This window comes from Citromicrobium bathyomarinum (genome assembly GCF_038594485.1).
Lineage (GTDB): Bacteria > Pseudomonadota > Alphaproteobacteria > Sphingomonadales > Sphingomonadaceae > Alteriqipengyuania > Alteriqipengyuania bathyomarina_A.
The window spans coordinates 265,834-288,053 of the sequence record NZ_JBCFZG010000001.1; the positions used below are offsets into that span (position 1 = coordinate 265,834).

Genomic DNA, 22,220 nt, shown 5'->3' on the forward strand with positions numbered 1-22,220 from the left:
GAATGTTCTATCTAATCGCGAAGTGGCTTGAATTCGAAGGGATTTTCAATCTCTTCCGCTACCAGACCTTTCGTGCGGGCGCTGCCATCCTCACCGCATTGTTCATCGGCCTGCTGATTGGGCCGAAGCTGATCGACGTCCTCCGCGTGCGCCAGGGGAAGGGCCAGCCGATCCGCGAAGACGGGCCGCAGACACACCTCGCCAAGCGGGGCACGCCGACCATGGGCGGGCTGATGATTCTGATCGCGATGGTGCTCAGCCTGCTTTTATGGATGGACCTTACCAATCCCTTCGTCTGGGCGTGCCTCGCCGTGACCATCGGGTTCGGCGCGATCGGGTTCATGGACGATTACGACAAGGTCACGAAGAACAGCCACGCGGGCGTTTCGGGCAAGGTGCGGCTTGCGCTGGAGTTCATCGTCGCAGGCATCGCCGCCTACATCATCGTCAGCCAGATCAACACCTGGCTTTACGTGCCCTTCGTGTCCGACCGAGCCATCCCGCTCGGCCCGCTGTATTACGTCTTCGCCGCGATCGTGATCGTTGGGGCGGGCAATGCGGTGAACCTGACCGACGGGCTCGACGGGCTGGCGATCATGCCGGTCGTCATCGCGGCGGGCACCTTTGCGATCATCGCCTACCTCGCCGGGCGCGCCGACTTTTCCGAATATCTCGGCATTCCCTATGTCGAAGGCGCGGGTGAATTGGCGATCTTCTGCGCGTGCATCATGGGCGCAGGGCTTGCCTTCCTGTGGTTCAACGCGCCGCCTGCCAATGTCTTCATGGGCGACACCGGATCGCTGGCGCTGGGTGGAGCGCTGGGCGCGATTGCCGTTGCCAGCCACCACGAAATCGTGCTCGCCATCGTCGGCGGACTGTTCGTGTTCGAGGCGCTTTCTGTCATCATCCAGGTGTTCTGGTTCAAGCGCACGGGCAAGCGCATCTTCCGCATGGCGCCCGTCCACCACCATTTCGAACAGCTCGGCTGGAGCGAAACCAAGGTCGTGATCCGTTTCTGGATCATCGCCATCGTGCTCGCGCTGATCGGGCTCAGCACCTTGAAGCTGCGGTGATTACCTCGCCCGCCTGGAAGGGCCGCAAATATGCGGTCCTCGGCCTTGCGAGGTCGGGCCGGGCGACGGTGAACGCCTTGTTGGCTGCGGGTGCCGATGTGACCGCGTGGGACGAGCGCGAGGAAACGCGCGTGGCCTTTGCCGGTCGTGTGACGCTGGCCGATCCGGTCGAAACGGACCTGACCGGCTTCGATGGCGTCGTTGTGTCGCCGGGCGTTCCGCTGAACCGCCATCCCATCAAGCCGCATGCCGACAAGTATGGCGTGCCTGTGATCGGAGATATCGAGCTGTTCGCGCAGGCGCGCGGCGGTCTCCCACCGCACAAAGTCGTCGGGATCACCGGGACCAACGGCAAGAGCACCACTACCGCGCTGACGCACCATATCCTGAAGACCGCGGGCGTGCCGACCACGATGGGCGGCAATATCGGTCTGCCGATCCTCGAGCAGCAGCCGCTGCCCGAAGGTGGCGTCTACGTGCTGGAGCTGTCGAGCTACCAGATCGACCTAACCTACAGCCTCGATTGCGACGTCGCGGTGCTGCTCAACATCACGCCCGACCATCTGGACCGCTATGATGGCGACTTCGCCGCCTATGCGGCGAGCAAATCGCGCCTATTCGCGATGCAGTCGGAAGAGCATGCAGCCGTTCAAGAGAATATTCATGGCCATCCTGATGACCCGACTGACGTATGGGGACCTTGGAATAGGAATGATCAGGAACGTGATGCTAGACCGCTGGGATCACAGCGGAATTGGCCTGCATTGCAGGGGCCTCATAACGGGCAAAACGCGTTTGCCGCCATCGAAGTGGCGTTTCAGCTCGACCTGCCAGAAGAGGCAGTAGCAAAGGCCCTCCGCACCTTCCCCGGCCTGCCGCACCGGATGGAGCGCGTCGGAGAGCGGGGCGGGGTGCTCTACGTCAACGACAGCAAAGCGACCAACACCGCCGCCGCCGCGCCTGCACTGGCAGCGTTCGACAAGATCCACTGGATCGTCGGCGGGCAAGCCAAGGAACCGGGCCTGGGCGAATGCGAGCAGCATATGGGCCACGTCACCGCAGCCTACACCATCGGCGAGGCGGGCGAGGATTTTGCCGAGGCGCTGACACCGCACTGCGCGGTGAGCCGGTGCGGCACGCTCGACAAGGCGGTGGAGCTGGCATCTCAGGTTGCGCGCGCAGGCGAGACCGTGCTGCTCAGCCCCGCTTGCGCCAGCTTCGACCAGTTCCGCGATTTCGAGGATCGCGGTGAGACTTTCCGCATCCTCGTCAATTCGCTCGACCGGGATCTGACCGCATGAATATCGCGCCTGCAACAGCCATCGCTTCGGAACTGCCCGGTCGCACCAACCGGCGTGAGACGATCCGCGCCAGGCTGAAAATCTGGTGGCGCGAGCTGGACCATGTCCTCCTTGGGCTAATCGTGATCCTGATCGCGGTCGGCTGCGCGGCGATCTCTGCGGCAAGCCCTGCCGGTGCGGCGCGTCTCTCGAGCGACGAAGTAACGCTCAATCCGCTGCGCTTCCTGTTCCTTCACTTGCGCTGGCTGGCGGTGGGTGTGCCCGCGATGATCGGCCTGTCGATGCTCAGTCGCGACAGCGCACGCCGCTTTGCAATCCTGCTTTCCGCAGCAATGGTAGCGGCGATGCTGCTGGTGCCCTTCATCGGCAGCGAGGTAAACGGCGCACGGCGCTGGCTGAACCTCGGCTTCTCCTTCCAGCCGTCCGAATTCCTCAAGCCCGGCTTCGCGATTACGCTGGCCTGGATCATGAGCTGGCGGCTGAAGGACCCCGAAATCCCGTCCTTCGCTCTCGTCACGGGTGCGCTGGGTGTGGTCGTAGTCCTGCTGATGGCGCAGCCCAACCTGGGTGATGCGATCCTGTTCAGCGGCGTCTGGTTCGTGCTGGTCCTGCTGGGCGGCGTATCGTTCCGCCACATTGCCGGGCTGTTCGCCGTCGGCCTCATGGGCCTCACCTTGGCCTACGCGTTTTACGACAATGCTCGCCACCGGATCGATTCCTGGCTGTTCGGCGGCACCGATTTCGACCAGGTCGACCTTGCCCAGCGTACGCTGCTGGCAGGGGGCTGGGATGGCGTGGGATTCTGGGTCGGGGTGAAGAAGTTCCGCCTGCCCGAAGCGCAGACCGACTACATCTTTTCCGTCGTCGGCGAGGAATTCGGCTTGCTCGCCTGCGGTGCCATCGTGCTGCTGTTCTTCGCCATCGTGCTCCGCGTGCTGGTACGCTTGGCCAGCGAGGAAAACTATTTCGCGCTGCTCGCTGCCGCCGGGCTCACCGCGCAGCTGGGTGCGCAGGCGTTCATCAACATTCTCGTCAACCTCTCGCTGTTTCCGTCGAAAGGCATGACCTTGCCGCTGGTCAGCTATGGCGGCTCGTCGACGATCGCGGTATGCATGAGCCTTGGCCTGCTGCTCGCGCTCACGCGCCGCAACCCGTTCCTGACGCGGGAGACTGCGGGCCTTCGCAACATGCTCTTCGACAAGGAAAGGGACAAATGAGCGGGGCCAATCGACATTACGTGCTCGCCGCGGGCGGTACGGGCGGGCACATGCTGCCCGCCTTCGCGCTGGCGCAGGAACTGGACCGGCGTGGCCATCACGTTGCGCTGATCACAGACGAGCGTGGGGCGAATATTCCCGGCAAGCCCGATTTCATGCCCGCGCACATCATGCCCGTTGGCCGGTTCGGCAAGAATCCGATCCGCTGGATCAAAGGCGCTGCCAAGGTGATGGAAGGCCGCCAGATGGCCAGGCAGCTGTTCGAGAGTTTCGAACCGAGCGCAGTGGTCGGCTTCGGCGGCTATCCCACGCTGCCCGCATTGCTCGCCGCGCGCAGTGCCAAGATCCCGAGTGTCATTCACGAACAGAACGCGGTGCTGGGCCGGGTCAACCGTCTGCTCGCCCCTCGCGTCCATGCGATCGCGACCTCCTATCCAAAGGTCCAGCGACTCAAGTCGGGTTGGTCTTCCAAGGTCCATCTGGTCGGCAATCCGGTGCGCCCCGAAGTGCTGGCTCTGCGCGAAGAACCGTTCCCGACCTTTACCGAAGACAGCCTGCTGAAGGTGCTGGTGACCGGCGGCAGTCAGGGTGCCAGCATCCTCGCGCAGGTGGTGCCCGATGGCCTTGCGATGCTTCCGCCCGCACTGCGCCAGCGGTTGCAGGTGGTTCAGCAGTGCCGCCCAGAGGATGTCGGAGCGGTGCGCGAACGTTATCGCAACCACGACATCCCGGCCGAACTGGCCACCTATTTCGAGAATATGGCAGAGCGGCTTGCCGACGCGCACCTATTCATCGGGCGTGCCGGCGCTTCGACCATTGCCGAGTTGACTGCCGTGGGTCGCCCCGCAATCCTGGTGCCGCTGCCCATCGCGACCGACGATCATCAGGCGGCCAATACCCGCGAGATCGTGGAAGCGGGCGGGGCGCGGATGATCCGCCAAAGCTCGTTCACGCCCAAGGAACTGGCGCGCCAGATTCAGGTGCTCAGCCAGCGGGCGGGTACGCTGAGCACGGCAGCGCACAAGGCATGGAATTGCGGCCGCCCCGATGCGGTGAAGGAACTGGCCGACCTTGTCGAAAGCTTCGGCGGGGCCGAACTGATGGACGTGATCCGGGTGGGCAAGAACAACGCGCGCGGCGCGTCCCAGGGCGCGGCCGTGGGGCAGGGCGCGGCCTTCAATCCTCCCCGCTTTGCCGAAGGCCAAGGGGGGAGGGGGACCGCGACACCGCAGGTGTCGGGGTGGAGGGGAACGGAACCGCTCGGCCCCTCCGTCAGTCGCTCCGCGACTGCCACCTCCCCATTTGGTGCTACGCACAAAACGGGGAGGACCGATCCTTGAAGGGCGTCGCTACCGATATCGGCATTATCCACTTCGTCGGCATCGGCGGGATCGGCATGTCCGGCATTGCCGAGGTGATGCATAACCTCGGCTATCAGGTGCAAGGCTCCGACATGGCGGAAAGCCCTGCGGTAGAGCGGCTGCGCCAGCGCGGGATCGATGTCTCCATCGGCCACGCGCGTGAGAACGTCGAAGGCGTGGCAGTGGTGGTCACCTCCACTGCGGTGAAGCGCACCAATCCAGAGGTCGAAGCCGCGCTGGAAAATCGCATCCCCGTGGTGCGCCGCGCGGAAATGCTTGCCGAGCTCATGCGCCTCAAGTCGACCATCGCGATTGCGGGCACGCACGGCAAGACGACCACCACCAGCATGATCGCCGGACTGCTCGATTGTGGGGAGATCGACCCGACCGTGATCAACGGCGGTGTGATCGAACAGTTCGGCTCGAACGCGCGGCTGGGCGATAGCGACTGGATGGTGGTGGAGGCGGACGAGAGCGACGGCAGCTTCCTGCGCCTCGACGGGACCATCGCGGTCGTCACCAATATCGACCCCGAACATCTCGACCACTATGGGGATTTCGACGGGGTGAAGCGCGCATTCGTGGAGTTCATTCACAATGTGCCCTTCTACGGCGCTGCGATCCTGTGCGTCGATCACCCCGAGGTGCAGGCGGTTATCGGGCAGGTGCGCGATCGCCGCGTCATCACTTACGGCTTCTCGCTTCAGGCCGACATCTGCGCGGTCAACGTGAAGCCGGAAGCGGGCGGCAACCGCTTCGACGTGATGGTGCGTCAGCGCGGGCAGGAAGATCGCCGGATCGAGAACGTGTTCCTGCCGATGCCCGGGCGGCATAATGTGCAGAACGCGCTTGCGGCGATTGCCGTGTCGCTCGAGATGAACTGCTCGGACGACGTGATCCGCGAAGGTTTCGCCCGCTTCGGCGGTGTGCGGCGGCGTTTCACTAAGGTCGGCACCGTGGCGCTCGACGGCGGCAACGCGACCGTGATCGACGATTACGCGCATCACCCGGTGGAAATCCGCGCGGTGCTCTCTGCCGCACGCGAAAGCGCCGATGCGCGCGAAACCCCGGCGCGCGTGATCGCGGTGATGCAACCGCACCGTTACACACGCCTCGGCGAGCTGATGGGCGAATTTCAGGCGTGCTTCAACGAAGCCGACCAGGTCTATGTCGCGCCGGTCTATGCCGCGGGCGAAGACCCGATCGAGGGTGTCGACGGCGGCACTCTGGTCGACGGGATCAAGTCGCTCGGCCACCGCCACGCGCAGACGATCGAGGACCGCGAGCATCTGGTGCGCATCCTCGCGCCCGAGCTGGAGGCGGGCGATCTCGTGCTGTGCCTCGGCGCGGGCGACATTACCAAGTGGGCGGCGAAACTGCCCGACGAGTTGCAGGCCGAACGCAGCAAGGTGTCGGCATGAGCGAGGCTCTGTCCCTCCCCAAAGTGCGCGGCAAGCTGACGCAGAACGCGCCGCTCGCGCCGCTCGTGTGGTTCAAGGCGGGCGGAACGGCCGATTGGCTGTTCGAACCGGCCGATGTGGACGATCTGTGTGCGTTTGTGCGTCAGCTAGATACGTCTGTGCCCGTAATGGCGCTTGGCCTCGGATCGAACCTGATCGTGCGTGACGGGGGCGTGCCCGGCGTGGTCGTCAGGCTGGGTAAGCCCTTCGCGAAAATCGCGGTGGAACAGGACCATACGCTGCGCTGCGGTGCAGGCGCGCACGGCGTGCTGATCGCCTCGACCGCGCGCGACAACGCGATTGCGGGTCTCGAATTCCTGCGCGGTATCCCCGGCACGCTCGGCGGTTTCGTCCGCATGAACGGCGGAGCCTATGGGCGCGAAACCGCCGATGTGCTGGTCGATTGCGATGTCGTGCTGCGCGATGGATCGCTCAAGACGCTGCCGGTCGCAGAGCTTGGTTACACCTACCGCCACTCCGAATTGCCCGAGGGCGCGGTGGTCGTTGGTGCTCGGCTGAAGGGCGAAGCAGGCGACCCGGCCCAGATCGGCGCGGAGATGGAGCGGATCGCGCAGGCGCGCGAAGACAGCCAGCCCGTGCGCACCAAGACCGGCGGGTCGACCTTCAAGAACCCTGAAGGCGAAAAGGCATGGCAGCTGGTCGACGCGGCAGGATGTCGCGGAATGATGCGCGGCGGCGCTCAGGTCAGCGAGAAGCACACCAATTTCCTCATCAACACCGGCACCGCGACCAGCGAGGATATCGAGCAGCTGGGCGAAGATGTCCGCGCGAAGGTGCGCGATAATTCTGGGATCGAACTCGAATGGGAAATCCAGCGGGTGGGGCGCAAATGATCTTGTCGAAGAAACTCCACGTTGCCGTGCTGATGGGCGGCTGGGCGAACGAGCGGCCCGTCTCGCTGATGAGCGGGGAGGGCGTGGCCAAGGCGCTCGAGGCGCGCGGGCATCGCGTCACGCGGATCGATATGGACCGGCAGGTTGCCGCCCGGATTGCCGAGGCGAAGCCCGATATCGTGTTCAACGCGCTCCATGGTGTGCCCGGCGAAGACGGCACGGTGCAGGGCATGCTCGACCTGATGGGCGTGCCCTACACGCACAGCGGGCTCGCGACCTCGGTCATCGCGATCGACAAGCAGCTGACCAAGCAGGCGCTCGTGCCGCGCGGCATTCCCATGCCCGGGGGGCGGATCGTCAAGACCGACGATCTGTACGAAGGCGACCCGTTGCCGCGGCCCTATGTGCTCAAGCCGGTCAACGAAGGCTCTTCGGTCGGGGTGGCGATCGTCACCGACGAGAGCAATTACGGCAACCCGATCGCGCGCGATGCGAAGGGTCCGTGGCAGGAATTCCCCGAATTGCTCGCAGAACCCTATATTCGCGGGCGCGAGCTGACCACGGCGGTGGTCGGTGGCAAGGCGCTGGGCGTGACCGAGCTGATCGTCGAAAGCGGCTTCTACGATTTCGAGAACAAGTACACCGACGGGCGCACGCTTCATGTGTGCCCGGCCGAAATTCCCGAGGATGTGGCGGCAGCCTGCATGCGCTACGCGCTGGAGGCGCACCGTATCCTGGGCTGCAAGGGCACCAGCCGCACCGATTTTCGCTGGGACGACCAGCAGGGGCTCGACGGGCTGTTCGTGCTGGAGACCAACACCCAGCCGGGCATGACTCCGCTCAGCCTGGTGCCCGAACAGGCGCGCTATTGCGGGATGAGCTACGAGGATCTGGTCGAAACGATTATCGCCGACGCGCTCGAAGACAGGGGAGGAACCGATGGCGCGCAAGGTCAAGCGTAAGGCAACCGGCGTTCGCCGCGCCGCCAATTCGCGCTCGCGGGCCTCGAAGGCGCGGGCAGCGACGCGGCAGGGCAAGGGCGTGGTCAATTCCGCGCTCTCGGCATTGCCGATCAGCCAGCAGCAGTTGCAGGGCACCTTCCTCGTCCTGATCCTTGCAGGCGCGCTCGCCGCAGCGTGGTTTGTCGCACGTGCCGCTGGTGTGCCTGCGCTGATGGAGCAGCAGATCGCGGCCAGTGCAGGCTCTGCCGGGTTCCAGATGCGCAATATCGACCTGACGGGCGTCGAGCGGATGAACCGCCTCAAGGTTTATGAAGAAGTCATGGAGCATCGCGGCACGCCGATGCCGATGCTCGATCTGGCGGCGATCCGTACCGAGCTCAAACGGATGCCGTGGGTTGCAGAGGCGCGCGTCTCGCGGCAGCTGCCCGACAAGCTGGTGATCGACATTCAGGAGCGCACGCCGCACGCGGTGCTGGTCAAGCCCGACAGGCTGGTGCTGATCGACCGCAACGGCGTCGAACTCGATCCGATTGCGGAGAAGGATGCAGAGGGGATGCTGCGCATTTCCGGCGCGGGCGCTGCGAAGCAGATCGACTCGCTCGACCATATCCTTGCCGCCGCGCCTGCATTGCAGCCGCAGATTGCCAGCGCGCACCGGATTGGGGAACGGCGCTGGAATATCGTGTTCAAGACGGGCCAGATCCTCGCGTTGCCACAGGGCGAGGACGAAGCGGCCGAGGCCTTCATCGACTTTGCCAAGCTCGATGGGCTTTATCGCCTGCTTGGCGGCAAGGCGACGGTGATCGATCTGCGGGTGCCCGATCGCTACGTCTTCCGCGAGCCCGGCAGGGCCGATCGTTTCGCGAGCATGAAGGAGAGTGCGGAGTAATGGCGGCAGCACGCATTGCGCGCGTTTTCGGCGCGGTAAACCTGGGGTCTTTCAGAGTCTCGGCGATGATCATGGGGTTGACCGAAGGCGGCGAACTGATCGTCCTCGGCTCTTCGCACCGGGCCAGCGCCGGGCTCAGGCGCGGCTACGTGACCGACAGCAAGGCGGCGACCCACGCGATCCGCGAGGCGGTGGAGCGTGCGGAGAAGGACGCGGGAACGGGTATCCAGAGCGTGTGGGTCGGTTGCGCAGGCGCTGGCCTCGCCAGCAGCATCTCGCGCGTTGAAATTCCGATCAACGGCCGCCGGATCGAAGAAGAGGACGTCGATCACCTGCTGGTGACCGCACGCGATACGCTGCAGCCCGACGGGCGCATGGTGCTGCACGCGCAACCTGCGCATTACTCGGTCGATGGTCCGCACGGGGTTGCCAACCCGGTCGGTCTCTATGCGGAGCAGCTGGGCGTGGATATCCACGTCCTGCTCGCGGACGGCGCGCCGATCCGCAACATCATCACCGCGGTGCAGAGCGCGCATCTGACCGTGGAAGGCGTGGTCGCTGCGCCGATCGCGTCGGCACATGCCGCGCTGACCCCGGAAGAACGCGAGCTGGGCACCGCGCTGATCGAGATCGGCGGCGACGTGACCAACGTGGCGGTGTTGCGCAACGGAATGGTGCAGGCGATGCGGGCGATCCCGCTGGGCTCGGGCGACATAACCGATGCCATCGCAAGCACCTTCGGCATTCGCCGGCAGCATGCGCAGCGCCTCAAGTGCGTTTCGGGCTCGGCACTGGCCAGCCCGTCTGACCACCGCGAGCAGGTGCCGGTCGATCCCGATGGCGATCCGCGCGCAGGGTCGATCAACCGGGCCGATCTGGTCGCAGTCATCACCGAACAACTCGGCCGCCTGACCCACGAAATCGGCAAATCGCTGAAAGCGATGGATTTCGCAGGGGCCAAGGGTGGCCCCGCCGTGCTTACCGGGGGCGGTGCTGAACTGGCCGGGTGTGCGGAGTTCGTTCAGAACGCGCTTGGGCGCCCGGTGCGGATCGGCAAGCCGCAGACCCTGCGCGGGCTCCCGCCTGCGCACGCTGCCCCGGGCTTTTCCACGCTCGTGGGCCTGTGCCTCTACGCTGCGAAGGACCCGGTCGACATCCGCACGGTCAAGGCCAAGTATCAGACGCAGACCCGCCTGACCGGGCTTGGCCTCGTACAACGCGTGTGGCGTGCCGCGCGCGACTATTTCTGACAGACATGCCGAACGCGCACTAAGCTGCGAGTTATGTGGAAAAGATCGGGGATAACGATTAAATGTGACCGCGATATCTGCCACACGAAAGCATTGAGAAATCGGCCCATCACTCGCCGGTTTCACGGAGTGAAGACGCAATGAGCATCAACATCGGCCCCGACCCCGCGGACGATCTGCGCCCCCGGATCACTGTCATCGGCGTGGGTGGAGCGGGCGGCAACGCCATCGCCAACATGATCGACGCCGAGATCGAGGGTGTCGACTTCATCGTCGCCAATACCGACGCGCAGTCGCTCAGCAGCTCGCCTGCGGAAAACCGCATACAGCTCGGGCCGGAGAGTACCGGTGGGCTGGGCGCCGGTGCGCGGCCCGAACTGGGCAAGGCTGCGGCAGAAGAAACCGTCGAAGCAATCGAGGATGCGCTCGACGGGGTGAACATGTGCTTCATCGCTGCGGGGATGGGCGGCGGTACGGGTACCGGTGCAGCGCCGGTGATCGCCGAAGCCGCGCGCCGCAAGGGCGTGCTGACCGTGGGCGTCGTGACCAAGCCGTTCCTGTTCGAAGGCACGCGCCGGATGCGCGCCGCCGAGGCCGGGATCGAAGAGCTTCAGCGGCATGTCGATACGCTGATCGTGATCCCGAACCAGAACCTGTTCCTGATCGCCAACCGCGACACGACCTTCAAGGAAGCTTTCCGCCTGGCAGACGAAGTGCTGCAGCAGGGCGTTCGCTCGATCACCGACCTGATGACCATGCCGGGCCTCATCAACCTCGACTTCGCCGACGTGAAATCGGTGATGGAAGAGATGGGCAAGGCGATGATGGGCACCGGCGAGGCCGAGGGCGAAAGCCGCGCCCGCGAAGCTGCCGAACAGGCGATCGCCAACCCGCTGCTCGAAGGCGTATCCATGGCCGGAGCCAAGGGCGTGATCATCTCGATCATCGGCGGCGAGGACATGAAGCTGCTCGAAGTGGACGAAGCCGCGAACCATATTCGCGAACTCGTCGACGAGAACGCGAACATCATCTGGGGGTCGGCGTTCAACCCGAACCTCGAAGGCAAGATCCGCGTGTCGGTGGTCGCGACCGGCATCGAAGATGGTGGCGAAGGCAGGCAGCCGATGCCGCGCGCTGCCGCTCCCGAACCGCGCCCCGTCGAGACGCGGGCGCCCAAGCGCCCCGTTCTTGATTTCTCGGACGACAGTCAGGAGGTGTCCGACCAGCAGGCTGCTGCACCCGAACCCGCGCAACCGCAGGGCGGGGCAGGTGCCTTCGATGCGGGTGCTGCCGATCGCGCCCCGGCTCCGCCGACATACTACGACGACGAGGACGATGGCGAGGATGTCGACGATATCGTCGATCCGCTCGCCGGGCTTCGTAACGATGCTGACGGCGATGACGACCTGGGTGGCCCGCGTGCGGCCGCGCCTTCGCCCGACGCGCCTTTCGCGCGCCCGCAAGGCGACCAGAATGCACCGTCGAGCGAGTGGGACGATGACGACACGCTCGACCTCGGTGAAGTCGCGGAAGGGCAGCCGGACGATTCCTCGGACGAACTCCTGCTTGGCGAGGAAGCGAATGCAGACGCTGCGGCAAGATCGCCCGAGCCGATGGGCGATGACGAGGGGTCGGCCCCGCGTGGCCGGCGTCGCGGTCTCGTTTCCGGCGACGATGCGGGCGAAAAGAAGCCGGCTCCGCCGCTTCCGCAAGGCGGTGGGGGCGGTACGCTGTTCGAACGGATGGCGAAGCTGTCCCGCTCCGGGGCACCCGACGACGATGAAGACGAGGATGATGACGACGGTTCGTCGTTGAATATCCCGCGTTTCCTTGGGCGACAGAACAACCAGTAAGCGGGACGGACTGCACTGCCTTGCTGTGCAAGGGGCTGTTCAGGGCGGCGGCGCAAGACTAGAACCCGCATCATGACGGGTCGCTTCAAGTCTTTGCGCGCCGCTCTTCCGGCGTTCGCCTTCGTATTTCCGGGCATTGCGTTTCCCGCCCACGCACAGACCGGCGATACGGTCTCTCGTGCGGTCGTTCAGCCGCTCCCGCCGGCTGCTGCCGACGATCTCAACGATGCGTTGATGCGGCTTGCGGCCGACCGGCATGATGTCGACGCGCTGATTGCCGCCGGGCTCGCTTCGCTCGACCTCGATGACATCGATGCCGCGATCGGCTTTCTCGGTCGCGCGCAGGAATTGTCGCCGCAAAATCCACGGATCGCGGAAGGGATGGGCGCAGCCTATGTCCGCAGTGGGCGCCCGGTCGACGCGATCCGGTTTTTCGAACAAGCCGACAAGTCCGGGATCAGCAATAGCTCGCTCTGGGCGGATCGTGGCCTCGCCTACGATCTGGTGGGGCAGAATGCCACCGCGCAGGATGCCTATCGCAGGGCGCTTTCTCTCAAGGACGAAAACAGCGTTCGCCAGCGTCTGGCGCTCAGCTACGCGATAGAGGGCAGCCGCCAGCCGTTCGAGGAGACGCTGAGGCCGCTGATCGCCAAACAGGACGTGGCTGCGATCCGCACGCGCGCTTTCGGGCTGGCGGTGCTGGGCGATGCGGATGATGCGATCGCGCTCGCCCGCACCGTGATGCCGCAAGATATGGCTGGCAAGCTGGAGCCGTACCTGCGCTTCATGCCGCGCCTTACCAAATCGCAGCAGGCAGCTGCGGCGAACCTCGGTATTTACCCGTCCGCTTCGCGCATCGGGCGCGACGATCCGCGTATCGCCAGCGCGGCAGGCACCGTGGTTACACCCGGCGCGGCCGATGCTCCGCTTGCGCCTGCAGGGGCACAGCTTGCCGCCGCCCCGATCGTGCAGCAGCCGGTCGAGAATGCGCGGGCGACGAGCGGCCAGACGACCGCGACGGTGCAGGAGACACCCGCAAACATGCCCGAGGTCGCCAAGGCTACACCGCCGCCTGCCGCAGTTTCGCCCACAGATGCCGTTGTTGCTGGCAAGAGCGAACCGCGCGTTGCCGCCGTCGATTCAGGTAATGGTGGGACGATGGGCCCGCCAGCCTCCCGCGAGCCGGTGCTGATCGCGTCGGCAAACCTCGGCCAGCCAGAAAGCCGGACCACGCAAGGGGCTTCGCTCGCCGCGGCAGATGCTGGTGCCGGGCCTGCGGTGGCGCAAACTCCTGCGTCGACGAAGGTTGCCGAGAATGTGCCTGCGTCAGGCGCGCTCGATCTCGCCACTGCGTTTGCCGATTTCAGCACTCCGACCCAGGTTGCGCCGGTGGGCGGCAACGTCGTCGATATCAGCACGATCAAGCCCAAGCGTGAAGTGAAGGAAGAGGCAGCACCGCCTCCGCCGCCTGCACCCAAACGCATATGGCTGCAGCTGGGCATCGGCCAGAACCGGAATCTGCTGCGCGGCGACTGGCGGCTGAAATATCGCAAGTTCGACGTGCTGAAAGGGAAGGGGCCCTTCGTCACCCCGCTCGGCCAGACCAACCGGCTGCTTGCCGGGCCATTCGACAGCGTCAGTGCTGCGCGCACTGCCTTGAACGCACTCGCCGCGGACGGTATCGAATCCTTCGTGTGGACCAGCCCCGAAGGCCAGGAAGTCGAAGACTTGCGCTGATTGCCGGGATGCCCGGAGCGCCTACTAAGTTGTGGGAAAAAGGCTTTTCCCACAAGGCGTGAACAGGGTTAATGCTTTTGCACCGCTCGCTGCTCCGGCGGGTTTGCGTCGCGCCCCACCGTTCCCCCACAAGGCCCGGGAAAGACGGACGGGTATAGGGATCGCAGATGGAAACCGCTTTGAACGACAATATCGGCAGCGATTACGGCGCGCCGATGGACGTGCTCGCCGCGCTGTTCGATGCGCGCGGCTGGGCGCTCGACACGCACGCGGAGGACGAGCTGGGCGGCGAGGTTCAGGGCGCCTGGGTGAAATACCAGCTACGCGCGGTGATGCGCCCGCAGGACGGAGTGCTGCAGCTGATCTGCCTGCCCGACATCCGCGTCAGCAAGGAAAGCCTGATGCCCGCCTACGAGCTGCTGAGCCTGGTGAACGAGCAGGTGTGGCTCGGCCATTTCGATATCTGGAGCCAGGGACGGGTGCTGGTCTATCGCCACGGCGCGCTGCTGGCCGATGACGGTATGCTCAGCGTCGCGCAGGCGCAGGCGCTGATAGAGAATGCGGTGGACGAATGCGACCGGTTCTACCCGGCCTTCCAATTCGTGCTGTGGGGCAACAAGAGCCCGGCGGACGCGCTGGAGGCGGCGATGATCGACGCTGCGGGCGAGGCGTGAGAAAACCGCGGAAATGCGTGCCCGAACCTGAACGCGCGTTAATCTAAAATCGACCGACGGCCCTTGAATTTCTGCCGATTTGTCGCGATATTCATCCCTGAACCGGCACATGTTGGTTGCCGGCAAACGGAGTAGCTAGAAAATGGCTGATTGGGACGACCGCACACGGCAGAGTTTCGGCTCTGTGCCGCGCGCCGGGGGCGATGTCGCCTCGCGTACGACCTTCGACGCGGGTCTGCGCAAGTACATGCTCTCGATTTACAACTACATGGGTTCCGCGGTGATGCTGACCGGCATCGTGGCGCTGCTCCTTGCCATGAATGGCATGGTGAACGGCGCGGTGCTGATGATCGGTGCGCTGGGTTCTCTTGGTATCGTTTTTGCGATGAGTTTCGGCGCACAGAAGTTTAGCGCCGGGACGCTTCAGGCGATGTTCTGGGGCTATGCGGTTCTGATGGGGATGGCGATTTCCTACATTTTCGTCGTCTACACCGGCCCGTCGATCGCAATCGCCTTCTTCGCCACTGCTGGTGCATTCGCGGGCCTCAGCCTGTGGGGCTACACGACCAAGAAGGATATCTCCGGTTGGGGCAGCTTCCTTTTCATGGGCGTGATCGGCCTCATCCTGGCTTCGCTGCTTAACGTGGGCTGGGCCTTCTTCACCGGTGCCCCCATTCAGGGCCTGGACCTTGCGATCAGCATCCTCGGCGTGCTCATCTTCGCGGGCCTGACGGCTTACGATACGCAGCGGCTCAAGAACGACTATCAGCACCTGCGTGGCACCAACTGGGAACGCAAGTCGATCATCCTCGGGGCGCTCAGCCTCTACCTCGACTTCATCAACATGTTCCTGTTCCTGCTGCGCCTGGTCGGAGCAACCCGCAACTAAGCGGCTCGCCACGTAGCTGGCACGCAACAGGCCTGCAAAATGAGATGCCCGGGACGGAAATTACCGTTCCGGGCATTTTCAGTTAAGGTCTAATGCGTTAGACGGGTCTCAAGCGATTGGTCGCCGCTGCGTTTCCCCTCTGGAGCGCGCGAGCCGACCCGCGATGGGAGCCTTTCGATTATGTCCGCCGACTTCAAGTCGCCGCTGCGCATTACCATCCTCGCCGGTGCGCTGAGCCTGCTCGCCGCCTGCGCCACGGCCCCGGTGCCGCCCCCGCCGCCACCTCCGCCTCCGCCGCCCCCTCCGCCGCCTGCGATGCCGATACGTCCGACCCCGCCCATGGGCGCGAGCGCGTCGATGATCGTGCCGATGATCGCGGCCGATGGCGTTCGCCAGACGGTGAACGCCTACATCACCCCGGCGCAGACGACCTGGAACATCCGCAGCGCGTTCAATGTGGCGGCGCTGAACTGCATGGAGCCCCGGCACGCGGCCATTCTCGACAATTACAAGCTGTTCCTGACCAATTTCGACAAGCAGCTGGACAAGGCGAACGACAAGATCGAAGCCGAATTCCGCGCGCAATATGGCGATCGCAAGACGGGTCGTACGGAACTCGATTCGTACATGACCAAGGTCTACAACTACTTCACCCTGCCGCCGGCAAAGACGGCCTTCTGCGATGCCGCACTGGCGCTGAGCAATGAATCGGTCGCGGTCGCACCCGCCGACCTCGACAGCTTCAGCGCGCGCGCGATGGCCCGGTTCGAAGGCGTGTTCGAAGACTTCTTCCGCTCGTTCGAGCGCTACCAGACCAACCTCGCGACGTGGGACCGGCTCTATGGCCAACCGGCTGGCCTCTATCCCAGCTATGGCCCGGCGACGCAGGTGGCGGACAACGACCTGCCGCAGGCCAGCGGTGGTGCGATCCTGCTCGATGCGCCCGCAGCCGGAATGACCGACGGGACTTCGGGAACGGTCGAACTCGGCGCGCAAAGCGTGCTTCTGACCCCTGGTGCCGGCGTTCAGTCGCAGGACGCGGCCGAGGGTGGCGAAATCGAGATCGTCATTCCCGAAACCGCTGCAACCGACACGCCCGACGAGGTGCAGGGCCCCGCTGCGCCCGATCCTTCGCGCTGAGGGCAGGCGGGCACCGAAAGACCTTGCGTCTGGCGCAAGGTTCGCTATTTGGGCCCGCTCCTGCGCAGGCATACGGCACTGCCGCCTGCGCGATTTGAGACCTGAACGGGGCCGTAGCTCAGTTGGGAGAGCGCGTCGTTCGCAATGACGAGGTCAGCGGTTCGATCCCGCTCGGCTCCACCAGGTCTCTCCTTTTCCCCTTACCGCGAACGCCCGCCGGGCTTCTTTCGTGGCGGGCATACCAGCCCGACTTGCGGCGATGCTCGGGTGAGCGTCTAGCAATCCCCTCCGTTTGAGCTTACCTGCCGCGCAATGCATTTTCTCGATCAAGCCAAGATATTCCTCAAATCCGGTGCGGGCGGCCCTGGCGCCGTCAGCTTCCGGCGTGAAAAATACATCGAATATGGTGGCCCCGACGGCGGCAATGGCGGGCGTGGCGGCGATATCATCTTCGAAGCCGTCGCCGGCCTCAACACGCTGATCGACTTCCGCTACGCACAGCACTTCAAGGCTTCGCGCGGGGGGCACGGCATGGGCCGCGACCGCACGGGCAAGGGCGCCGACGATCTGGTGGTGAAGGTGCCGGTCGGCACGCAGGTCCTGTCCGAAGACAAGGAAGAAATCCTCGCCGATTTCACCGAGGTCGGCCAGCGCATCACGCTGCTTGAAGGCGGCATGGGCGGGCGCGGCAATGCGAGCTACAAGACCAGCACCAATCGCGCGCCACGCCAGCATCAGCCGGGCGAACCGGGCGAAGAGATGTGGGTGTGGCTGCGACTGAAGCTGCTCGCCGATGTCGGCCTTGTCGGGCTTCCCAATGCGGGCAAGTCGACCTTCATCAATCAGGTTTCCAATGCCCAGGCGAAGGTGGGCGACTATGCGTTCACCACGCTGGTGCCGAAGCTGGGCGTGGTCCGGCACAAGGGCCGCGACTTCGTGCTGGCCGATATCCCCGGCCTGATCGAAGGCGCGGCGGAAGGCGCCGGGATCGGCGACCGCTTCCTCGGCCATATCGAACGCTGCAAGGTGCTGATCCACCTGATCGACATCGCGGGCGAAGATCCCGCAGTGGCACTGCGGACGGTCGAGGAAGAGCTGGAGGCGTATGGCGAGGGGCTGGTGGACAAGCCCCGGCTGATCGCGCTCAACAAGCTCGATCTTGCCGACGGCGAACTGGGCCAGGCCTTTGCCGAGGAACTGAAGGCGGCCGGGGCCGACGCGGTCTATACCGTTTCGGGGGCAACCGGTGCGGGTGTCGAGCAATTGCTCGACGCGGTGCTCGGCTACCTGCCCGATGTCACCCCGCTCGAAACCGAGAGCAGTGGCGGTGTGATCGAGGATGATGGTGGGGAGGGGGAAAGCTCGTGGTCGCCGATCTGATCGCCTGCTCCTCCTGCCGGGCATGACGCTGGCACTGACCGGCGGTACGGGTTTTGTCGGGCAGGCGGTGCTCGACCTGCTCGAAGGACGCAAAGAGCGCGTCCGGGTGCTCGCGCGCAAGGTCCCGCAGGACAAGCGCGGCTTCCGCTGGGTCGAAGGCAGCCTGAACGAACCTTTCGCGCTCGCCCATTTGGTCGCCGACGCTGAATGCGTCATCCACATTGCCGGGCTGACCCGCGCGGTGAACCCCGACCACTTCGAGATCGTCAACGTCACCGGCACGCTCAACGTGGTCGAAGCCGCGGTGCGTGCAGGGGCGAAGCGCCTTGTGTTCGTCTCCTCGCTCGCGGCGCGCGAACCCGAACTGTCCGCCTATGGCGCGTCCAAGCGGCGCGCGGAAACGATCGTCGCGGCGAGCGGGCTGGACTGGACGATCGTCCGCCCACCGGGCGTCTACGGCCCGCGCGACACCGATTATCTAGAGATGTTCCGCGCTGCAAAGAGCGGCTTTCTGCCTGTGCCGATGGGTGGGCGCAGTTCGCTGATCCACGTGCGCGATCTCGCCCGCCTTCTGCTGGCGCTGCGCGAGGGCGGGGAAGGGATCACCCACGAGATCTTCGAACCCGACGATGCCCGAGATGGTGGCTGGACCCACGGCGATCTTGCGCGCGGTATCGGCTCGGCGGTCGGCACCAGGGTGCGGACGATCCCGCTACCGGCCTTCGCCCTGAAGGCAGCGGCGATGGTGGATGAGAAGGTGCGGGGCCGTAACGCGCGGCTAACGCGGGACCGGGCGGGTTATCTCGCGCACCCGGACTGGGCCGTGTCTCCCCACCGGGCGGTGCCCAAGGCGATCTGGCAGCCCGAGATCCTGACCCGCGAGGGCCTGCGCGACACTGCGCAGTGGTATCGCGAAGCGGGTATGCTCTAGCCCCTACTCGGAGGCGGGCTTTGCAGCCTTCTTCGTCTGGCTGCGCTTCTGTTCCAGCGCGGCGATCAGCTGGTCGAGCCCTTCGGCGCTGCGCAGGTTGAGGTCGCGCTGGGGGAAGGGGATCTCCACCTCATGCTCCTTGAACAGATGCCAAAGCTTCTTCAGCACCTCGCTCTTCACGTTGCCGATGCCCGCCTCGGGATCGGTGATCCATACATGAATGATGAAATTGACGCTGCTGTCGCCATACCCGTCGAGCCAGACGGTCGGCGGGGGGGATTGCAGCACGCGGCTGCACGATTTGGCGGCCTCCAGCATCAGCTCTTCCGCCTTGACGATATCCGCCTTGTAGCTGACCCCGACGGGCACCTGCATCCGCACGTTGCGTGACGAGTAGGACCAGTTTTCGACCTGATTGATCATCAGGTTCTCGTTCGGGATCAGGTATTCCTTCTGGTCGCGGGTGGTGATCGAGACTGCGCGGATGCCGATCTTGCGGATTTGCCCGAAGGTGGAAACGCCCGCCTGGTCGGCGATCGCGATCACGTCGCCCGGCTTGATAGACTTGTCCATCAGCAGGATGATCCCCGCGATCAGGTTGCCGAAGGTCTTCTGCAAACCGAAACCGATGGCGAGGCCGAACGCGCCGGAGAAGACGGTAAACGCCGTCAGGTTGATGCCCAGCAGGTCCATGCCGACCAGTGCGGCAATGCCCCAGACGGCAATCGTCAGGATCTTTTCCAGCAGTAGCCGCCGGGTCTGGTCGACGCGAGTTACGCGCGCGAGCAATGCGTGGCTTGCCTTGCTGCCGAACCACGCGAAGGCGATCATGCCCATTGCAACGGCGAGGAACACGATCCCGTCCCAAACGGAAACGTGCATCGAACCGACATCGATCGCCATGTTGTCGAGGCTCTCGATAACCTGGCCGACTGTGCGGTTCTGCTGGCCGACGGCATCTTTCAGCTCGTCCGCCGCCTTCACGCTGTCGCTGGGCGATGCCGAAGGGACAGGGGTCGCCACGGCGGAACTTGCGCCATCGCTTGGCACGGGTTGCAGGATCACCTGCTCGCCCGCCTGCAGCGGATCGGGGCTGGCCGTGCTCGTCGGGCTGGGGGGCGCTTCCGGGTTGAGCACTGCATCGGTTGCAGAGGTGGGTCCTATCGAGGAGCTTGCCATTACCTATGCTTGATCGCGGCGAAGGCGCGGTCAAGGTCCGCGATCAGGTCTTCCGCATTTTCGAGCCCGATCGCCAGCCTGACACCAAGCCGGTCCTCCTCGCGCCAGCCTGCCATGGGCCACGCACTGGCAGTGCGGATGCGCGGCGGATCGAAGGGAAGCACGAGGCTTTCGAAACCGCCCCAACTATAGCCGATACCGAACAGTTCGAGCGCATCGACGAAGGTTGTGCGCTGTTCTTCGGTATGGCCCGCGAAGACGAAGCTGAACAGGCCGCAGCCGCCCGAAAAGTCGCGCTGCCAGAATTCGTGCCCGGGGGCACTTTCCAGCATGGGGCACAGGACGTGCGCGACCTCGGGCCGCTGTTGCAGCCATTGCGCGATGGTCAGCGCGCTCTTCGCAGTCTCGCGCAGGCGCATCGGCATGGTCCGCAATCCGCGCGCGACGAGTGCTGCATCGTCGGGCGAGACATGCTGGCCGAGCAATTGCGCGGTGTGCCGCAGCTTCGCGTAATGCGCCTTGCGAGCACTCGCACAGCCCATCAGCACATCGGAATGACCGCTCGCGTGCTTGGTGAGGCTGGTGATCGTGATGTCGCAGCCTTTCTCCAGCGCAGGAAAGCCGAGCCCGGTCGCCCATGTGTTGTCGACCAGCACCGTGGCACCGTGGTCCTTCGCGATCCCGGCCAGACGGGGGATGTCGCAGACTTCCATCGTCAGGCTGCCCGGCACTTCGAGCATGACTGCTTTCACCCGATCGTCGAACATGGCCGCGTAGGCATCGAAATCGGTTGGGTCGAAGAAGCGGGCTTCCACACCCCAGCGCTTGAGCAGGGAAGACCCGATCGAGCGGGTCGGTTCGTAGACATTGTCCTGCACCAGCAGCACGTCGCCCGGTTCGAGAACGCTCATAAGAGCGCCCGCCAGCGCGGCGGTGCCGCTGGGGTAGAGCATCGTGCCATCTGCGCCCGGCTCCAGCTCGGTCAGTGCCTCGGCCAGTGCCCACTGGGTCGGCCCGCCGCGGCGGCCATAGTGGAACCGGCCATCCTCGTTATGCTTGAGGCACTCCTGCCGCTCCCCCTCGGTGGCGTAGAGGTGCGTGCTGCCGCGCCATACCGGCGGGTTGACCACTTTTCCGGTCCATTCCTCGCGGCGCCCCGCGAGCACCGCTCGGGTCGCGGGGGAGATAGGCTTGTCGGTCTTGCTCAGCGGGGTTCTCCGGTTTCCTTGGGCGTTTGGGGATCGGCGCCCCATTCGCTCCAGCTGCCGTCGTAGAGCGCGGTTCGCGTGGCTCCTAACAGACGGGCGGCGAACAGCACCACCGAAGCGGTCACGCCGCTGCCGCAGGTCGCGACGATCGGCCGGTCGAGGTCGAGGTTGGCCTTGGCGAAAAGGGCGCGAAGGCCGTCCGCATCGCGAAACGTGCCATCGTCGCTGAACAGGTCGCGGAAGAACAGGTGTCGGGCCCCGGGAATATGCCCGCCGGGCAGGCCATGAACGGTGTCTTCAACCGACCCGGTGAAGCGACCCGTATCACGTGCGTCGACGACCTGCTCCGCATGGGTGTCGAGATTGCCGAGCATCGCGGCCTTGTCGCGGATCGCGGTCACGCGCACGCTGGTGGGCGGCCGGTCGACCTGCGCGATATCGGGTATGCCGCTCTCCAGCGCACGCCCCTCGGCGCGCCACTTGGCCTGCCCGCCATCGAGGACCGCAATATTGGCAAGCCCCGCCAGGTCGAGCAGCACCCACGCACGGCATGCGCTGCGAAGGTCGGAGGCGTCGTAGAGGACGATGCGGGTCTGCGGGCCGATCCCGCGGTCCCCCAAACAGCGCGCGACGCGCGGTCCGTCGGGCACCTTACCCGGCAGCGCGGAAGCGGGGTCGTGCAGCCCCGCCAAATCCAGAAAGCGCGAACCGGGAAGATGCTCGGCCGTAAACTCGGCGTGGGCATCGCGATTTGCGGAGGGAAGATGCAGCGAGGCATCGAGCACCGCGAGATCGGGTGCATCGATTTCACCGGCAAGCCAGTCGGTCGAAACGAGCATGTCCATCGCCCGCCCGGATAGAC

Annotated in this window: 19 protein-coding genes and 1 tRNA gene; 17 read left to right on the forward strand and 3 right to left on the reverse strand. The window is 65.0% G+C overall.

All coding sequences use genetic code 11. The annotated features are described in order from the left end of the window. Positions 1 to 2: 2 nt before the first annotated feature. The 17 genes from mraY (at position 3) to AAG591_RS01360 (ending at position 18,971) form a co-directional block, all read left to right on the forward strand. Positions 3 to 1,073: a phospho-N-acetylmuramoyl-pentapeptide-transferase gene (gene mraY / locus AAG591_RS01280; RefSeq protein WP_342529090.1), complete on the forward strand. Its 1,071-nt coding sequence runs from the start codon at positions 3 to 5 to the stop codon at positions 1,071 to 1,073. Next, entirely contained in the window at positions 1,070 to 2,374 is a 1,305-nt protein-coding gene (murD, locus tag AAG591_RS01285) for a UDP-N-acetylmuramoyl-L-alanine--D-glutamate ligase (protein ID WP_342529091.1), read from the forward strand. The genes mraY and murD overlap by 4 nt, the downstream gene beginning before the upstream one ends. Continuing rightward, positions 2,371 to 3,591, forward strand: a complete 1,221-nt coding sequence (locus AAG591_RS01290; protein ID WP_342529092.1) for an FtsW/RodA/SpoVE family cell cycle protein — start codon at positions 2,371 to 2,373, stop codon at positions 3,589 to 3,591. Before murD ends, AAG591_RS01290 begins: the two co-directional genes overlap by 4 nt. Next, positions 3,588 to 4,931, forward strand: coding sequence for an undecaprenyldiphospho-muramoylpentapeptide beta-N-acetylglucosaminyltransferase (murG, locus tag AAG591_RS01295; RefSeq protein WP_342529093.1), 1,344 nt, complete (start codon positions 3,588 to 3,590; stop codon positions 4,929 to 4,931). The genes AAG591_RS01290 and murG overlap by 4 nt, the downstream gene beginning before the upstream one ends. Then, on the forward strand, positions 4,928 to 6,373 hold the full coding sequence (gene murC, locus AAG591_RS01300; RefSeq protein WP_342529094.1) for a UDP-N-acetylmuramate--L-alanine ligase: 1,446 nt from the start codon (positions 4,928 to 4,930) through the stop codon (positions 6,371 to 6,373). The genes murG and murC overlap by 4 nt, the downstream gene beginning before the upstream one ends. Beyond that, entirely contained in the window at positions 6,370 to 7,266 is an 897-nt protein-coding gene (gene murB / locus AAG591_RS01305; RefSeq protein WP_342529095.1) for a UDP-N-acetylmuramate dehydrogenase, read from the forward strand. The genes murC and murB overlap by 4 nt, the downstream gene beginning before the upstream one ends. Next, complete coding sequence (locus AAG591_RS01310) at positions 7,263 to 8,228, forward strand: D-alanine--D-alanine ligase (RefSeq protein ID WP_342529096.1); 966 nt, start codon at positions 7,263 to 7,265, stop codon at positions 8,226 to 8,228. The genes murB and AAG591_RS01310 overlap by 4 nt, the downstream gene beginning before the upstream one ends. Beyond that, positions 8,206 to 9,117, forward strand: a complete 912-nt coding sequence (locus AAG591_RS01315; protein WP_342529097.1) for a cell division protein FtsQ/DivIB — start codon at positions 8,206 to 8,208, stop codon at positions 9,115 to 9,117. The genes AAG591_RS01310 and AAG591_RS01315 overlap by 23 nt, the downstream gene beginning before the upstream one ends. Beyond that, on the forward strand, positions 9,117 to 10,367 hold the full coding sequence (ftsA, locus tag AAG591_RS01320; RefSeq protein ID WP_342529098.1) for a cell division protein FtsA: 1,251 nt from the start codon (positions 9,117 to 9,119) through the stop codon (positions 10,365 to 10,367). Before AAG591_RS01315 ends, ftsA begins: the two co-directional genes overlap by 1 nt. A 140-nt stretch (positions 10,368 to 10,507) precedes the next feature. Further along, on the forward strand, positions 10,508 to 12,220 hold the full coding sequence (gene ftsZ / locus AAG591_RS01325; RefSeq protein ID WP_342529099.1) for a cell division protein FtsZ: 1,713 nt from the start codon (positions 10,508 to 10,510) through the stop codon (positions 12,218 to 12,220). 72 nt (positions 12,221 to 12,292) lie between these two features. After that, positions 12,293 to 13,957, forward strand: coding sequence for a tetratricopeptide repeat protein (locus tag AAG591_RS01330; protein WP_342529100.1), 1,665 nt, complete (start codon positions 12,293 to 12,295; stop codon positions 13,955 to 13,957). Positions 13,958 to 14,124: 167 nt separating this feature from the next. Continuing rightward, complete coding sequence (locus AAG591_RS01335; RefSeq protein ID WP_342529101.1) at positions 14,125 to 14,631, forward strand: type III secretion system chaperone family protein; 507 nt, start codon at positions 14,125 to 14,127, stop codon at positions 14,629 to 14,631. 142 nt (positions 14,632 to 14,773) lie between these two features. Then, complete coding sequence (locus AAG591_RS01340) at positions 14,774 to 15,520, forward strand: Bax inhibitor-1/YccA family protein (protein WP_342529102.1); 747 nt, start codon at positions 14,774 to 14,776, stop codon at positions 15,518 to 15,520. 180 nt (positions 15,521 to 15,700) lie between these two features. Next, positions 15,701 to 16,660, forward strand: a complete 960-nt coding sequence (locus tag AAG591_RS01345; protein WP_342529103.1) for a hypothetical protein — start codon at positions 15,701 to 15,703, stop codon at positions 16,658 to 16,660. A 107-nt stretch (positions 16,661 to 16,767) separates the two neighbouring features. Continuing rightward, positions 16,768 to 16,843: transfer RNA gene (locus AAG591_RS01350), tRNA-Ala, on the forward strand. Positions 16,844 to 16,972: 129 nt separating this feature from the next. Further along, positions 16,973 to 18,040: a GTPase ObgE gene (gene obgE / locus AAG591_RS01355; RefSeq protein ID WP_342529104.1), complete on the forward strand. Its 1,068-nt coding sequence runs from the start codon at positions 16,973 to 16,975 to the stop codon at positions 18,038 to 18,040. A gap of 22 nt (positions 18,041 to 18,062) precedes the next feature. Further along, a complete protein-coding gene (locus AAG591_RS01360; RefSeq protein ID WP_342529105.1) occupies positions 18,063 to 18,971 on the forward strand; it encodes an NAD-dependent epimerase/dehydratase family protein in 909 nt (302 codons plus the stop codon). A gap of 3 nt (positions 18,972 to 18,974) precedes the next feature. Here the strand turns inward: AAG591_RS01360 and AAG591_RS01365 are convergent, their stop codons facing one another. From AAG591_RS01365 to AAG591_RS01375, 3 genes are read right to left on the reverse strand one after another with little or no spacing between them, the layout of a single operon-like run. Further along, positions 18,975 to 20,150 carry a mechanosensitive ion channel family protein gene (locus AAG591_RS01365; protein ID WP_342529106.1) on the reverse strand — a complete coding sequence of 392 codons (1,176 nt, stop codon included), beginning with the start codon at positions 20,148 to 20,150 and terminating at the stop codon, positions 18,975 to 18,977. Beyond that, positions 20,150 to 21,316 carry a cystathionine beta-lyase gene (gene metC / locus AAG591_RS01370; protein WP_342529107.1) on the reverse strand — a complete coding sequence of 389 codons (1,167 nt, stop codon included), beginning with the start codon at positions 21,314 to 21,316 and terminating at the stop codon, positions 20,150 to 20,152. The genes AAG591_RS01365 and metC overlap by 1 nt, the downstream gene beginning before the upstream one ends. A gap of 38 nt (positions 21,317 to 21,354) precedes the next feature. Beyond that, positions 21,355 to 22,203, reverse strand: a complete 849-nt coding sequence (locus AAG591_RS01375) for a sulfurtransferase (RefSeq protein WP_342529108.1) — start codon at positions 22,201 to 22,203, stop codon at positions 21,355 to 21,357. Positions 22,204 to 22,220: the final 17 nt, after the last annotated feature.